Genomic DNA, 13,945 nt, shown 5'->3' with positions numbered 1-13,945 from the left:
TTGAAGCAATTTCAATAAAACGTCAGAAAGAAACCATTTTTTGTTTTAAATGCGAATACTTTTCAATTGGCGTCCGCAGCGGCCACGATTTTGCGGGGACGGCCGCGCTTGGCAGGCAGTACTTGCCGCTGCATTTTCTGCTCCAGCGCCTGCTTGAAAGCGTCGGAACCGAGCGGCCAGCCCTTCAATACAACCTGTTCTAGGGTTTTCACCTGGCTGCTGCCCAGTCCCTGCTCGAACAGGCGCAGATACGCCGCCTCGCGGTCGAACGGCGTGTTGCCCAGCGCCCAGTACAGCGCATGGTCGGTGATGAGGGGATCGGGACGCACGCCCGCATGGTGGGCATAGCTGGACCAAGCATGGTCCAATGCCTGGCCCACCAGCCCCGTTTGCACGGGCACGCACTCCAGGTAACGGCAGCAAGCAAGGAAGAAATTGTCGGGATCGATGACGGAGGTTTTGTAGCGTCCCTGCCACAAAGCGCCTTCGCGACCGTATTTCTGGTTGAAATACGGCACGTAATAGCGTCCCAGCCACTGCATCAGCTGGCCCAGGCCCGTCGCATCGCCGGGCGTGGCCAACAAATGTAGCTGATCAGGCAACAAAACGTAGGCGTGAATCGCCACCTTGAACATTTTCGCGCCCGTTTTCAGCCAGGACAGGAATTGCGCGTAGTCGGCGGCATCCTGGAATACGCTCTGGCGGTTGCTGCCGCGCTGGATCACGTAATGGGGCAGTGCTGGAATGATGAGGCGGGGCAAACGGGCCATGGCAGAATCGCAAAAGGAAGGCTAAGGCCTTGATTTTACACACTTGCGAGCGCAGGACGCGACTCTGACCCTGTTTTATTGAAAATACGCGGAAAAACGATGGACTCTGTCCCTTATATGCTGCCGCCCGCTTGCGGGCGGCGCAATATCCACGATCAGGACAGATTAAAGCTGGCTGACAGGCTGTAGCCCTCGCCATACGCACTACGCAGCGGCAAGTCCTGGCCCAGGCCCGTCTTGGCTTTCTTGCGCAGCCGGTACACGAGCATGTCGACCCGGCGGCCCGCATCGGGGTCCTCGCCGCCCATGCCGGCCACGATGACGTCGCGCGGCACGGGGCGGGTGTTGATGGTCAGCAAGTGCAGGAAGTTGAATTCCTTTTCCGTCAGCGCGATGACGGCGCCCATCAGTTCAAGTTGGCGGGCGCTTACTTTCAAAGTCCACTTGCCCGGCTCCGGCACGGGATCTTGCGGGCCGACACGGCGGTCGAGCGCCTCGATGTGGGCGGCCAGTTCGGGAAACTTGATCGGCTTGGTCAGATAGTGGTCGGCGCCCAGGCGCAAACCGAGGATGCGGCTGTCGAAAGCGACACGCCCCGTCAGCACCAGCACGCCAATTTGCGGATACAGCTGGCGCATGCGGGGGATGACGTTGAAGCCATCTTCGTCAGGCAAGCCCAGGTCCAGCACGACCACGCCGACATTGCCATGGCTCAACGCCGTCCACATCCCGCCAGCGGAGCTGGTGATATGGACTTCATGTTCGAGCTCAACGAGAAACTCCGCCATGTCTTCGGCGTACTCCAGATTGTCTTCGACGATCAGTATTTTCGTCATTGCAACGCCATTCTTCCGTTAGTGAGCTACCGTGGGCAACTTCTGCACCATGATGGACGGCACAATAGGTTTACGTCAAGGAATTATCACGGTTGCCTTCAGCGGAAGCAAGGCTTTTCCTTGTCTAGACAGGAAGCGGCAACCAAATGCGGAAAAGCGCCCCTCCTTCGGGCAGATTATGCCCTTGCAAACTCCCCCCATGCACCTCGACAACGGCGCGCGCCATGTACAGCCCCAGGCCCGCACCCGGATGCGTGGCATCGATTCCACGGAAACCTTTTGCGAACAACTGGGCCAGTTCTTCTTCCCGCAAGCCGGACCCCGCATCGCGCACGCACAGTTCCACGCCACCCTCGGGCGCCAGCCTGGCCGACACGGTGATGCTGCTCCCCGGCGGGCTGAACTTGACGGCATTGTCCAGCAGGATTTTCAGGCACAGGGCCATGCCGGGCACGTCGCAGCGCAGCCTGGCGGGCAAGTCTTCATCCAGTTCCAGCTGCACGGTGTGGCTGGCCTGCACGGTGGCGGCCGCCTGCCGCAGCAAGGCCTGCGGCGCGATGCCGTCGGCGGCCCGCTCGCGGCCAATGGCCGCCATGCGCTCGGGCGACAGATAGTCGTCGATCATGCCCAGCAGGCGGTCGACGGCCGTCTGGATTTTCACGTAGCGCTTGCGCGTGGCCTCGTCGGCGTCTTTCGACGTCGACACGAGGCGCTGGATGGCGCCGTCGATGGTGGCCAGCGGCGTGCGGAATTCATGCGACAGCATCGAGGCGAAGCGCTTCTGCTCCTTTTCCCGCTCGGCTTCCTGCGCGAGGACGGCGCTGACGTCGCGCACCGTGCCGACAAGAGTCACGCCGCGCCCGTATATGGCAGGCACGATGGTCGAGCTGATTTCCAGCGCCAATAGATGCCCGTCGGCGTGTGGCAGCTCCACTTCGCGCAGCAGGGATAAACGGCTGGCGTCGCCAGCGCGCCAGCGCTGCAAGCGGGCCGGCAGATCCGCCGCCAGCTGCGCCGCGTGGCTCTGCAGGGCGGACAGGTCGTAACCGCTCATGCGCTGCGCGGCGGGGCTGATGTAGAGTAATTCGAGGGTCGTGGCGTCGAGCAGGAAGGCCGCGTCGCGGCCGTGCTCGGCCAGCAGGCGGAACTGGGCTTCGCCCGCCCGCGCGCGCAGCAGGGCGCGGCGCAACTGGACGAAACGCAGCGCCATGAGGATGGCGCCGGCAAGCAGCAGAAGGAGGAAGGGCAGCATGCTTTATACCTGGCAAGAAAGAAGCGCCAAGTATAAGCGTGCGGCGCCCTTAATCTTCCAGTGGGGCGAAAATCTGCTGCAAGTCTTCCTGCGTGAGCGCCATCTTCTGCGCTTCGCCTTCGGCCAGGATCGATTGCGCCAGCTCCGATTTCTTTTGCTGCAGCAGCTGGATTTTTTCTTCCAAGGTGCCCTTGGCGATCAGTTTATACACGAACACGGGCTTGTCCTGGCCGATGCGCCAGGCGCGGTCGGTGGCCTGGTTTTCCGCCGCCGGATTCCACCACGGATCGTAGTGGATCACCGTGTCGGCGGCCGTCAGGTTCAAGCCCACGCCACCCGCTTTCAGGCTGATCAGGAAGATGGGCACGGCACCTTGCTGGAAGGCCGCCACTTGCGCGCCCCGGTCCTTCGTCTCGCCCGTCAGCAAGGCATACGGAATGTCGCGCGATTCCAGCTCTTCCTCGATCAATTCCAGCATGCTGGTAAATTGTGAGAAGACGAGGATCTTGCGCCCTTCATCGAGCAAGTCTTCCACCATCTGCATCAGGTCGAGCAGCTTGGCCGAACCGGCCGACTGCTTCTTCGCCGGCAAGGATTTGACAAGGCGCGGGTCGCAGCAGACCTGGCGCAGTTTCAGCAGCGCTTCGAGAATGACGATCTGGCTGCGCGCCACGCCCTTCTTGTCGATTTCTTCGCGTACTTTTTGATCCATCGCCAGACGCACGGTTTCATACAGGTCGCGCTGCGGCCCCGTCAATTCCACCTTGCGCACCATTTCCGTCTTCGGCGGGAGCTCTTTGGCCACATTGTCCTTCGTGCGGCGCAGCAGGAACGGTTTGATGCGGCGGTTCAGCAGCATGCGACGCAGCGGGTCGTCCTGGCGCTCGATCGGATGGCGGAACTGCGTGTTAAACGTCTTCTCGTCACCCAGCAAGCCCGGCAGCAGGAAGTGGAATTGCGACCACAGTTCGCCCAGGTGATTTTCCAGCGGCGTGCCGGACAGGCACAGGCGGTGGCGCGCGCGCAGCAGGCCCGCGCTTTGCGCCGCCTTGCTGCGCGTATTCTTGATGTAGTGCGATTCGTCCAGGATGACCAGGTGGAAATCGTGCTCGCGCAAGGTTTCCTCGTCGCGCGGCAACAGCGCGTAGGTGGTCAGCACCAGGTCGCATTGGTCGATCTGGTCGAATTGCTGGGCGCGATCCTTGCCTTGCAGCAGCAACACTTTCAGGCTGGGCGCAAACTTGGCCGCCTCGTCCTGCCAGTTGCCCATCAAACTCGTCGGTGCGATCACCAGCGCCGGATGCGTGAGGCGTCCCGCTTCCTTTTCCACCAGGATATGCGCCAGGGTTTGCACGGTTTTACCAAGACCCATGTCATCGGCCAAAATCCCGGCCAGGTCATGGTCGCGCAGGAATTGCATCCACGCCAGACCGTCGGCCTGGTAGTCGCGCAGGGTGGCTTGCAGCCCCGCTGGCGCCGCCACTTTTTGCACGGAACCGAACTGGCTCAGCTTGCGGCCCATGGCGCGCAACTGCTCGCCGCCCGTCCAGCGCAATTCCAGCCCCCGCGCCAGCTCTTCCAGGCGCGCCGCGTCCAGGGTCGACATGCGCACCGCATGTTTGATCTTGTCGCTGAAGTACAGTTCCCCCAAGGTGTTGAGGATGGGGCGCACACGGCCCCACGGCAGCGCCACGCGCGTGCCATCCGGCAAGGTCGCCAGCATCTGGTCATCATCGGCATGCGCCTCGATGACTTTCGGGTTGAAATCGTTGGGCGCGTTGCGGATCAGCTGCACCAGCACGGGCAGCAGCGGCACTCTTTCGTGATTCACGACGATGCCCAGTTCCAGCTCGAACCAGGCGTTGCCGCTGTCCGGGTCCTGGTCGTCGATTTCCGCGTACCAGTCGCCCACGTCGCTCACGTCGTAGCGGTACTTGGCCGTCTTTTCCACGATCCAGCCCTGCTTCCGCAAGGCGTCGATGCCGGACTCGGCAAAACGCAGCCATTCCGCCTGGGAAGGCAGTTGCAAGGCGCCCTTCAAGCCGCTCAGGGGGGCCGAGCCCGGCTTCTTGAATTGCAGCTCGGCCAGAGTGGCCAAGGCGCGCGCTTCATCGAGCGTGTTTCTCTGGATAATTTCCGTCACCTCGCCCACTTGCCGCACCACGCGCTGCGACGGGTCGAACGAGACTCTTTCGCCATCGTAGTCGTAGGACAGCACGGCGAAATCGCTCCAGCGCTGCGCGCTGCCATCGGCCAGCATGGCGCTGTCGAGCAGCAAGACCGGTTGCGCCGGCACGTCCTTGCGCAAGCGCTGCGGCAACGGTTGCGGCAGCGGCATCAAATGCTGCAAGCCCTGCGCCAGCAGCAATTGCGACACGCGCACCTTGTCGTTCGCGTTCAACGGCGGCGCCTGCGCCACCAGCGCCTGCAGATCGGCGAGGGAAATGTCGGAGCCGCCCTGGTTCAGTTCCAGCACGCCGCACGACAGGTTGTCGATGTACCACGGCGGATCGGTGGGCAGCATGTAGTCGATCTGGTCGGCGCCATGGTGCTTCGCGCCTTCCGGCGGGTCCACTTGCCAGCCCAGGCGCATGGTCTTGCCTTCGTCGCGCCAGAACAGGCGCGCGGGACGCACGGGACCTTCCTTCAACGGATACACGAGGCCATTGCCGACGTCTGCCCAGGAATTGGCCCACAACAGTTTATCTTGCTCGGCCAGCATTTTCAGCAGGGCCGCGCCCACCTTGCCCTTTGGCTCCGTGGCGCTGCCCGTCTGCGAATTCTGTCCGCTGCGCATGGCCACGAAGAAACGCACGAGGTCTTCGTCGGCCGGCGTCAAAAACGTGGGCGGCGCCGACAGCAAGGAAAAGATTTCGCTGATGGGAGTAGCGGCCGCCACGTCGCCATTCGGCCGCAGCCGCGCCTTGTACAGGCACAGGGCCACGTGGCGGCCACCGCTGGTGGGCGCCAGCACGTAGATCAATCGATGCTGGTTGAGTTTGGGGTCTGGCTCGGCAATCGTCAGCACGGCCTTCGGATGGGCGGCAGCCTCCACCCGCTGCAGCCAGGTGGCGACGGCATACGGCAAAGGCGCTCCCGGCGCGCTGGCCGGGGCAACTGGGGTTTCACTGGTTTCGTCGCGGGTAAAATCCATGGGGCGCATTTTTGTGTAAAGGTCGTATCCAAATCGGCAACAGGCAATATTATCCGCCATACAGGCGTTGCTGGCTTGATTCACACACGCTCTTTGAACAGTTTTAATGCGCGATGCCTAAAAAATAAGTATGTAATACGACACTTGGAGCCCGCCAGCGGCAAAAAAGGTCCGTTACCGGCCATCTTCGCCGCCCATGCAAGGTTCTTATCAGGCCGGCACAGTTTCTTCTTCCACCACGCTGGCGGCCTCGACTACCGGTGCCGTGCTCGTATCGGCTGGCGTAAAGTTGCGCAAAAACAAGAAGAACTGGCCCATCATCTGCGTCCACAGTTGCAGATTGATATTCAGGTACTCGCGGCTGACGCCACCGGCGACCAGCACATCCATTTCCAGCACGACGAAATCGCCATGCTGGGCCACGCGGGCAAAACGCTTGCTGCGGTGCCATTCGGCCAGCAAGCCGGCCGGCAAGTCGCCGCCCTGCACGCGCAGCGGGCAGCTCAGGGTCAGGTCCGCATAATGGCCAGGCGCCGTTTCATTGCCCCACAGCACTTGAAAGCCGATGCCATGGCTGGCGCTGTGCAGACGCACGACGCCGTCGTGTTCGATGCTCGTCACGGCGCAGCCGGCCGCCTTGATGGCCTCGGCCGTTTGTTCCGCATTCAGGGTGCTCAGCAAGTTGGTGTTGGTGTGTTCCATCGTCATTCCATTCATTTCAAAGAAGTAAAATTATTGGGGTGCAGGTGTTTCGGTTTGACGCGCATCAAAGCGCCCCTGGTACAGCTGGTCACCATATTGCTGGGCGATTTGTTCCAGCTTGACTCTGCTTTGCGCGGCGAACGGCTGGCGTGCCTGCATGACACCGAGCACGTCCAGGCTTTCATACGCCTGCAGGATCTCTTGCCCGGCCGCATACAGCTGGGCATTCTTGGCTTCGCAGCGTGCCAGGGCGCCGCGCTGCGACGTCACTTCGCCGTCCAGGCGCGCCCGTTCCGCTTCGATCTGCTTGCCCGTGGCGGCCAGCTGCTCGCTGGCCTGGCGGTACTGCGCCAGGCTGGCGCTGGCCTCCTGTGCGGCAGCGGCGCCGCGCTGCTGCTCGGCTGCCAGTTTCTCCCGCTGCGCGCGCTCCTGCGCCAGCTGCGACTGGCTGCGGGCCAGCTCCTTTTTCAAGCCATCGCTGGCGGGCGCGGCGGCAGCAGCGGGCGTCGCCTTGGCGGCAGGCCCGCCCTTGGCTTTGAGCACTTCCAGCTCGCCACGCGTCTGCTGCAATTGCGCCGTGACATTGCGCAATTCGGCCCGCAGGCGCTCTTCCATGCTTTGCCCCTTCTGTCCCTGCGCCTGGGCGGCGCCACCGGCCAGCAGCATCAGCAGCAGGAGCGGCAAGCGCGTTTTGTTGAATCTCAACATCATGGCTCCTTAAAAACGCGCGTTCAATTCGATTTGCAGGGTGTCGATCGACAGCGCCGAACCGAACACTTCGCGGCTCGACGTCCAGCGACCGTTCAACCAGGTATTCTTGTCGAGCGCATACGCGCCGCCCAGGTAGTAGCCGCGCGCATTTGTGCCGCCCAGGTGGAAGGTGGAATCGTTGTAAGCGTCAGGCAAGGCGTCCGGTTCGATGCGCTTGTAGCCGAGCAGCACGTTCCAGTCGCCGCGCGCCGCCGGGCTGGCCTTGCCCAGAGTCGCCTGCAGCATGTAGGCATTGCCGCCGCTTCTGAAATCGGCTTGCGAGACGCCACCCGTGCCGCCGAAGTTGTTCATGATGCCGCCCTTGGCGCGCGCCCACATGGCACTCTTGTCGTAGGCCATGTTGCGCACATAATCTCCTTCGATGCGCAAGTCCGTGCCGCCGGCCACCTTGCTATCCCAGCGCGCATTGATATTGGCCAAACGGAACTTCGACGCCAGGCCCACGAATTGCGGCTGCGGCGTGTTCGCCGGGTCCAGCGGGTTCAAGGCGATATTGCGCAGCAGCATCAAGCTATTGCCCTTTTGCATGCTCGACGGACGCGACCAGTCCGTGCTGCAGCCATCGGCGCCCGCGTACAGCGCACACGGCTGCGAGTATTCTCCGCTGATGTTGCGGAAGTTGTAGTAGGCCAGGGCGCCACGCAACTGGTGGTCGCTATTGATTTTCCACGAGGCGCCCACCTGCGCGCCCAGCAGCCATTTGTTTTCGCTGGACATTTTTGCCTGGCTGCGGCTCGGCGCATTGTCGGACGAATATTCGAGCGGAATCAGGCCCAGCGTACCGAACACGGTGACGTCCTTGCTGTCGCCGACCGGTTGCTGCACCTTGGCGGCGATGCCGTCGAAATTGAGTTCACTGGAAAACAGTTCGTCGCCCGACACGAACGGATTGTCGAAGCGGCCGGCCGTCAGTTTCAGCCAAGAAGCGGGCTGGTACGACAGCCAGGCCTGATCCAGCCAGATGTTTTTCTTGCCCAGGCCACCACCCAGGGTTTGCGTGGTGGACACCGGGCTGTCGTCATTGCCGCTGGCCAGGCGGATACCCGCTTGCGTGCTGTCGGAAATGTCCGCCAGGATGCCCAGGCGGGCACGCGCGCGCAGCAAATTCTTGCGATCCTGGCGCGTGTTCAGCAGCGCCGGCAGGGCCAGGTTGGTGTTCGCATTGACGTCATAGCCGCTGCCGCTGTTGAGCGAGCGCCAGTCGATCTCGATATTGCTGTTGGCCATGTCGTAGTAGCGCGATTCGTAGCGCGCGCGGACATCGCCTTCGACGCGGATGCGCTTGGTCCAGGCCGGCGTTTCATTCGGCGCCGCCCAGCCGCCCGCCTTCGCCTCGGCCAGCACTTGCCCCTTGATCTCGTCGCGGATCTGCTCGCGCACGGTTTGCGAAATATACGGCACGCGCACGTCGCCCGCCTGGGCTTGCGCCAGCGGTGCGGAGGCGGCGGCCGGACGGGCTTGCGCTTGCGCCAGCGCTTCGCTCTGCGCCTGCGCCAGCAGCGCCTCGCCGGCATCCTTGTTGAGGGCGCCGCTCTGGATCAGGCCACGGATCAGCTTGACCATGGTGCTGTCGGCCGGTGCCTGCGCCTGTACCGCGCCTGCCGCCACACTCAGGGCGAAGGCGGCCAGCGCCAGCGGAAGGCGACGCAGGCGCTGTGAGGGAGAAAATAAGGAATTCATTGTTTCTTTCGAAAAAAATTAATATGAATGTGGGCGCTACGGCCGGCGGCCCTTGATCGATACGCGCGCGGGAAAACGCAATGACGCCGGTGGCCGCTCATCGGCGCGGAAGTCGCGCACCATGGCCAGCACCTGCTCATCCGTCTGCGCATTGCCCGTGCCTTGCACAAGGTGGACCTTCGACGTCCGGCCGTCCGTATCGAGCCACAGGTCGACGCGGATGTCGGCGAACGCCAGCTGGCGCGTGCGCGGGTCGCGGGCAAAGGCCATCTGCAAGGCATTGGCCACATAGCGGCCATACGATCCCGCGCCGAGGCCGCCACCACCGCCGCTACCGCTCATGCCGCCGCCGCGCCCGGCCTGGATGCCGAAGGCGTCGCTGCCGGCCTGCGCAGCGCCATCGATGGTGACGGGGTCGCCCTTGTCCGGCGACGGGCTTTCCGGCGCGTCATCCATGGGCTTGTCGGCCGGCGTCGGTTCCGGCTCCGACACTTCCGGCACCACCTTGTCGGGCGTCGGTTCCGGCAGTTTTTCCGGTTCCGGCGGCGGCGGGGGCGGCGGTGGCAGCATCAGCATCGGCGGGGCCGCCACTTCGCGCTTCGTGGCCGCCGTGTCGGACAGCAAATACCAGACCAGCGTGGCCAGACCAGCGGCCAGCAGCGCGCCGCCAGCCACGCCGCCCCAGCGGCGCCACCACTGCGCCGCGCCCGACGGTTCCGAGGCGGCCATCTTCATCATGTCGTCACGCTTCACCTTGCGCTCCTCATGCCGGCTTGCCGGTCACCAGGCCCACCTGGTTCAGGTCTATGCGGCGCAGCAAGTCGAGCACTTCGACCACTTTCGCGTATTGCACGGCAGCATCGCCGCGCACGATCACGGGAAAGTCGGGCGTCAAGGCCTTTTCCGTGCGCAAACGCTCTTCCAGCTCGGGCAGGGTGACGGGATAGGCATCGAGGAAGACCTGGCCCGCGTTGTCGATGGTGATGGCCTTGGTCTTCGGTTTTTCCAGCGCCATGGCCGAACTGGCCTTGGGCAGGTCGACCTTGATGCCGGGAATGCTGGCATTGCTGGTCAGGATGAAGATCACCAGCACCACCAGCAGCACGTCGACGAAGGGCGTGATGTTGATGCCGCCGCTACGCTTGCGGGGGGTAAACTTGGCGGAGGTGGCCATGGTTATGTGCCCCTCACGCCTGTTGCAGCACGGGACGCATCTGGCGTCCGTCGCCCTGCTCTTCAGCCAGGCGCGTGGCGAATTCATCGACGAAGACAGCCATATCGGCGACGATGGCGTCGGAACGCGAGGACAGCCAGTTGTAGCCGAACAGCGCGGGAATCGCCACGCCCAGGCCGGCAGCCGTACACAGCAGCGCTGCAGCCATGCCCGGCGCCACCGAGTTGATGTCCACGGCGCCGGCCATGGCCGCCACGACGAACACCAGCATGATGCCGATCACGGTGCCGAACAGGCCGACGTACGGCGCGCCTTCGATGGTGGTCGAGAGCCAGATCATGCGTTTCGACATGCGCTCGCTTTCGCGCACCATCACGCCATCCATGGCGGCGCGGATGGCGCCGATGGTGGCGTTCGAGACGGCGTTCAGGTCGTAGCCACGGTCGTGGCGGCGGCGCATCTCGTCGATGGCCACGTCATACAAACGCCACAGCGAGGAATCCGTCTTCACGGAGGCGCTCAGCTTGCCATTGCGCGCCAGGTGATCGAGCGGCGCGCCGGCCGCTTCGTGGAACGACTGCATGAATTGCGCATTGGCGCGCGCGATGGCGCCATAGCTGCGGCCCTTGCCGATCATGATGATCCACGACAAGACCATCATCAGGCCCAACAGGCCGACGACGATCCAGGCGTCGAGCGGCATGGCGGCAATGATGAAGCCGAAATGGCTTTTGCCGGCCTGCTGTTCATCGGCGCCAAACACGGCCAGGCGCGATTCGGAACCTTGCGAAACGGCATCGGCCAGCAACAGCGCGTCGGGACGGGCCGTGCGCGACAGGCGCAGCTCGTCGATGGCGCCCGTGAAGTTGGCCAGGGCGGCGGCGCCGGCGGCGACCGGCGGCGCATCGGCGCCCACCGAAGCGGCAGTCGTAAAAGCCGGCAGGGCGGTGGCCAGCGAGACGGCCGGACGGCCGCCCACGTACAGGGCCACGTTGGCTTTGTCGGCTTTCACCGCCAGGTGCGACCATTGCGCGGCCTGGATAGGCTGGCCCGGCTTGCTGCGCTGGCCATTCACCTGCACGAACGGCACGCCCTGGTCTATACCGATCAGCAATTCATTGGCGCCGTCGCGGCGCGCATACAGCACTTGCTGCGCGCCCAGGCTGTCCGGGCGGACCCAGGCCGAGAAGGTGAATGGCGCGCCGGCGGCCAGCGCCAGCGATGGCGAGGCGGGCAGCATCAACGGCGTCGTGCCCAGGCGGGCGCCGACGCCGATGACGGAACCATCGAGCGCCGGCACGGCCGTCTGGGCATGGTTGCCGTAGGCGGTGCTGTCGCGCGAAGGCACGCCAGGTTCGGTGAAGTGATACACGAGGCTGTAGTCGGGATCGAACGTACGCTGGCCATTGCCGGAAGCGGGCGCCTTCGGATTGCCGTAGTACATCCACAGCTGCTGCGGCGTGCCGGCCGTCAGGGCCGGCACGTCGACCCAGATCAGGGCGATGCCCAAGAGCGGATTGAATTGCTCGATCTGGTGGTTCAGCACCGTTTTATCGTCGCCCGCCACGAAGCGCAGGTCGGCGCCGTTGTCGCTGACGCCTTCGAAGTTGAAGTTACCCGAATGCAAGCGCAACAGCACGGGAATGCGGCCGGGATCGCCGCCCACGGCGCCAGCCTTCGGGCCGGCATCGACGGTGACGGGTTTGCGGTAAGCCCAGTCGGGCTGCCACCAGGCGTGCGCCAGGCCGGGAACGAGCGTGCCCAGGATCGTGAGCAGAAAAAGAAAACGTTGCATGACAGTGATTCTCCGAAAAAAAGTCTAAAAAAGTGCAGTGCTGGTTGGCTGGGCCGTCAGTAGCTGGCCGACAGGTTGAAATTGATGCGGCGCACGTGTTTGTGCGTGCGCGGGCCATCGCGCAGCGGATACGAAAAGTCGATGCGGCCATTCAGGTAGCGCAGGAACTGGAAACTGCTGCCCAAGCCCACGGAGGCCAGGCCGAACAGGTCTTTCTGCTCGATCATCGGATCGCGCAGGCGCAGGCGCGCGCCATCGGCAAACGCATACAGGCGCCAGTTTTCCAGGCGGCTGAAATACGTCAGCTGCGGCGTGCGCCATTCGACGGTGCCGGACACGCCGTAGTCGCCCGTCGCTTCGGCCGACAGGTAGCCGCGCACGGAATTGGCGCCGCCGGCGGCCATCTGTTCGCCCGACACCAGCGCCGCATCGGCCAGCTGGCCCGCCAGCTTGCCGTACAGCTGCGCGCCGCTGCCCAGGGTGTACGTGGCGTTGGCGTCGCCCTTCAGCACGAGGAAGCTGGGCGAGGCCTTGTAGCGTTTGTTGTCGTAGGCCGCGCTGTCGCTGCCATAGCCGAACGAGGCGCGCGTGCCGGCCACCAGCGACAGGCCCAGGCCGTAGGTCGCCGCCTCCGTCTGCGCAAAGCCGTTATACGACACGCTCAGCGGCACATATTTCAGGGGAATGCTGCTGCCCGCGCCATTGAGCTTGAGCGCTTCCTGGTTATCCTTGAAATCGATGCCGGCAGAAAAACTGTGCCACCAGATGCCGCTGTTGGGCACCGTATAGTTGACTTTCATGCCCAGCGCATGGCCCTTGCCCAGCACGCTGGTGCCGCCCGTGCTGGCCACGTTGCTGTTCGACTGGTAGCCGGTCGCTTCCAGGCTCCAGCCCTGCGTGCCGATCGGCGCCACGTACGAGGCGGACCACACTTTGGTCTGGTTCAGGTCGCCCGGCGTGCCGAAAAAGCTGATGGTGGCGCTATGCCCGAGCTGCCACAGATTGTCGTGGCCGACCGACATGCTGGTACGCAATTTCTTCGTATCGGCGCTGTAATCGTTGTTCAAGCCGACGCTGGCGCGCCACGGGCTGCTGTCTTCCACTTTCAAGTCCACGTCCATGGTGCCGGGCAGGCTGCCCTGCTTGACCAGCGGCATCACCTGACGCTTGGGACCGCGGTTCAGGGCCGTCAATTCCACTTGCGCCTGGGTAAAGTCGGGCACCTTGCCCTCCGTCAGTGCCGGCACTTGCTGGCGCACGTCGAGCGGCGAGTTGTATTGCGCGCCGACCACGCGCAAGCGGCCCACCTTGGTTTCGCTCACCTGCAGCACCACCACGCCCTGCTCCACCTGCTGCTCGGGCAAGTCGACGTAGACGGACTGATAGCCCCGGGCTTGATAGGCCGCAACGAGGGCGTCGCGTGCCCCTTCCACGTCCTTCAGGGTGCGGCCCGGCCCCAGGAACGGCGTGACCGCCTCTTCGATGGCACGCGCGTCGAGCACGGTATTGCCGCGCACCAGGTATTCCTCGATCGTCACTTGCCGTTCCGGCGCGGCCACGGGGGCCGCCGCCGGGACGGCGTCCTGGGCGCGCGCCATGCCGGGCAACGCCAGCATGGCCAGGCACAGCAGGCTCAAGGCGGTCGCGGGCGCCTGCGGCGCACCGTTACCTCGTTTCTTCATCTCACGCATATTCCATTCACCTCAAAATCAAACGGTTGCCCTACCCGGTATCGCGGCGCCGAACGCTATGCTCGGCAAGACAGTACCTAGACGAACGCCGCACGCACGAACTGACGTTTGTCATCAAAT

Annotated in this window: 11 protein-coding genes; all 11 read right to left on the bottom strand. The window is 63.9% G+C overall.

Annotated elements, in window-relative coordinates; all coding sequences use genetic code 11:
* Positions 1-62: 62 nt before the first annotated feature.
* Positions 63-770: a transposase gene (locus KY494_RS18515; protein ID WP_219887797.1), complete on the bottom strand. Its 708-nt coding sequence runs from the start codon at positions 768-770 to the stop codon at positions 63-65.
* A 155-nt stretch (positions 771-925) separates the two neighbouring features.
* Positions 926-1,606 (bottom strand): response regulator transcription factor, encoded by a 681-nt coding sequence (locus tag KY494_RS18510; RefSeq protein WP_099761503.1) that lies wholly within the window; start codon positions 1,604-1,606, stop codon positions 926-928.
* Between the two features lie 124 nt (positions 1,607-1,730).
* Positions 1,731-2,858: a HAMP domain-containing sensor histidine kinase gene (locus tag KY494_RS18505; RefSeq protein ID WP_219887796.1), complete on the bottom strand. Its 1,128-nt coding sequence runs from the start codon at positions 2,856-2,858 to the stop codon at positions 1,731-1,733.
* Positions 2,859-2,907: 49 nt separating this feature from the next.
* A complete protein-coding gene (locus KY494_RS18500) occupies positions 2,908-6,012 on the bottom strand; it encodes a DEAD/DEAH box helicase (RefSeq protein ID WP_219135878.1) in 3,105 nt (1,034 codons plus the stop codon).
* Between the two features lie 210 nt (positions 6,013-6,222).
* Entirely contained in the window at positions 6,223-6,714 is a 492-nt protein-coding gene (locus KY494_RS18495) for a YbjN domain-containing protein (protein WP_258194314.1), read from the bottom strand.
* Between the two features lie 30 nt (positions 6,715-6,744).
* A complete protein-coding gene (locus tag KY494_RS18490) occupies positions 6,745-7,425 on the bottom strand; it encodes a hypothetical protein (protein WP_219887794.1) in 681 nt (226 codons plus the stop codon).
* A gap of 6 nt (positions 7,426-7,431) precedes the next feature.
* Positions 7,432-9,165 carry a putative porin gene (locus KY494_RS18485; RefSeq protein WP_219887793.1) on the bottom strand — a complete coding sequence of 578 codons (1,734 nt, stop codon included), beginning with the start codon at positions 9,163-9,165 and terminating at the stop codon, positions 7,432-7,434.
* A gap of 36 nt (positions 9,166-9,201) precedes the next feature.
* Complete coding sequence (locus KY494_RS18480) at positions 9,202-9,918, bottom strand: energy transducer TonB (protein WP_258194313.1); 717 nt, start codon at positions 9,916-9,918, stop codon at positions 9,202-9,204.
* A gap of 10 nt (positions 9,919-9,928) precedes the next feature.
* Positions 9,929-10,339 carry a biopolymer transporter ExbD gene (locus KY494_RS18475; RefSeq protein ID WP_034753784.1) on the bottom strand — a complete coding sequence of 137 codons (411 nt, stop codon included), beginning with the start codon at positions 10,337-10,339 and terminating at the stop codon, positions 9,929-9,931.
* Between the two features lie 13 nt (positions 10,340-10,352).
* Positions 10,353-12,134, bottom strand: coding sequence for a DUF2341 domain-containing protein (locus KY494_RS18470; RefSeq protein ID WP_219887792.1), 1,782 nt, complete (start codon positions 12,132-12,134; stop codon positions 10,353-10,355).
* Positions 12,135-12,190: 56 nt separating this feature from the next.
* Positions 12,191-13,816, bottom strand: coding sequence for a ShlB/FhaC/HecB family hemolysin secretion/activation protein (locus KY494_RS18465; RefSeq protein ID WP_258194311.1), 1,626 nt, complete (start codon positions 13,814-13,816; stop codon positions 12,191-12,193).
* Positions 13,817-13,945 lie beyond the last annotated feature (129 nt).

Source organism: Janthinobacterium sp. PAMC25594 (genome assembly GCF_019443505.1).
Classification (GTDB): domain Bacteria; phylum Pseudomonadota; class Gammaproteobacteria; order Burkholderiales; family Burkholderiaceae_D; genus Janthinobacterium.
The sequence above is the reverse complement of the archived record's forward strand: the minus strand, read 5'-3'. Positions and strand labels throughout refer to the sequence as shown.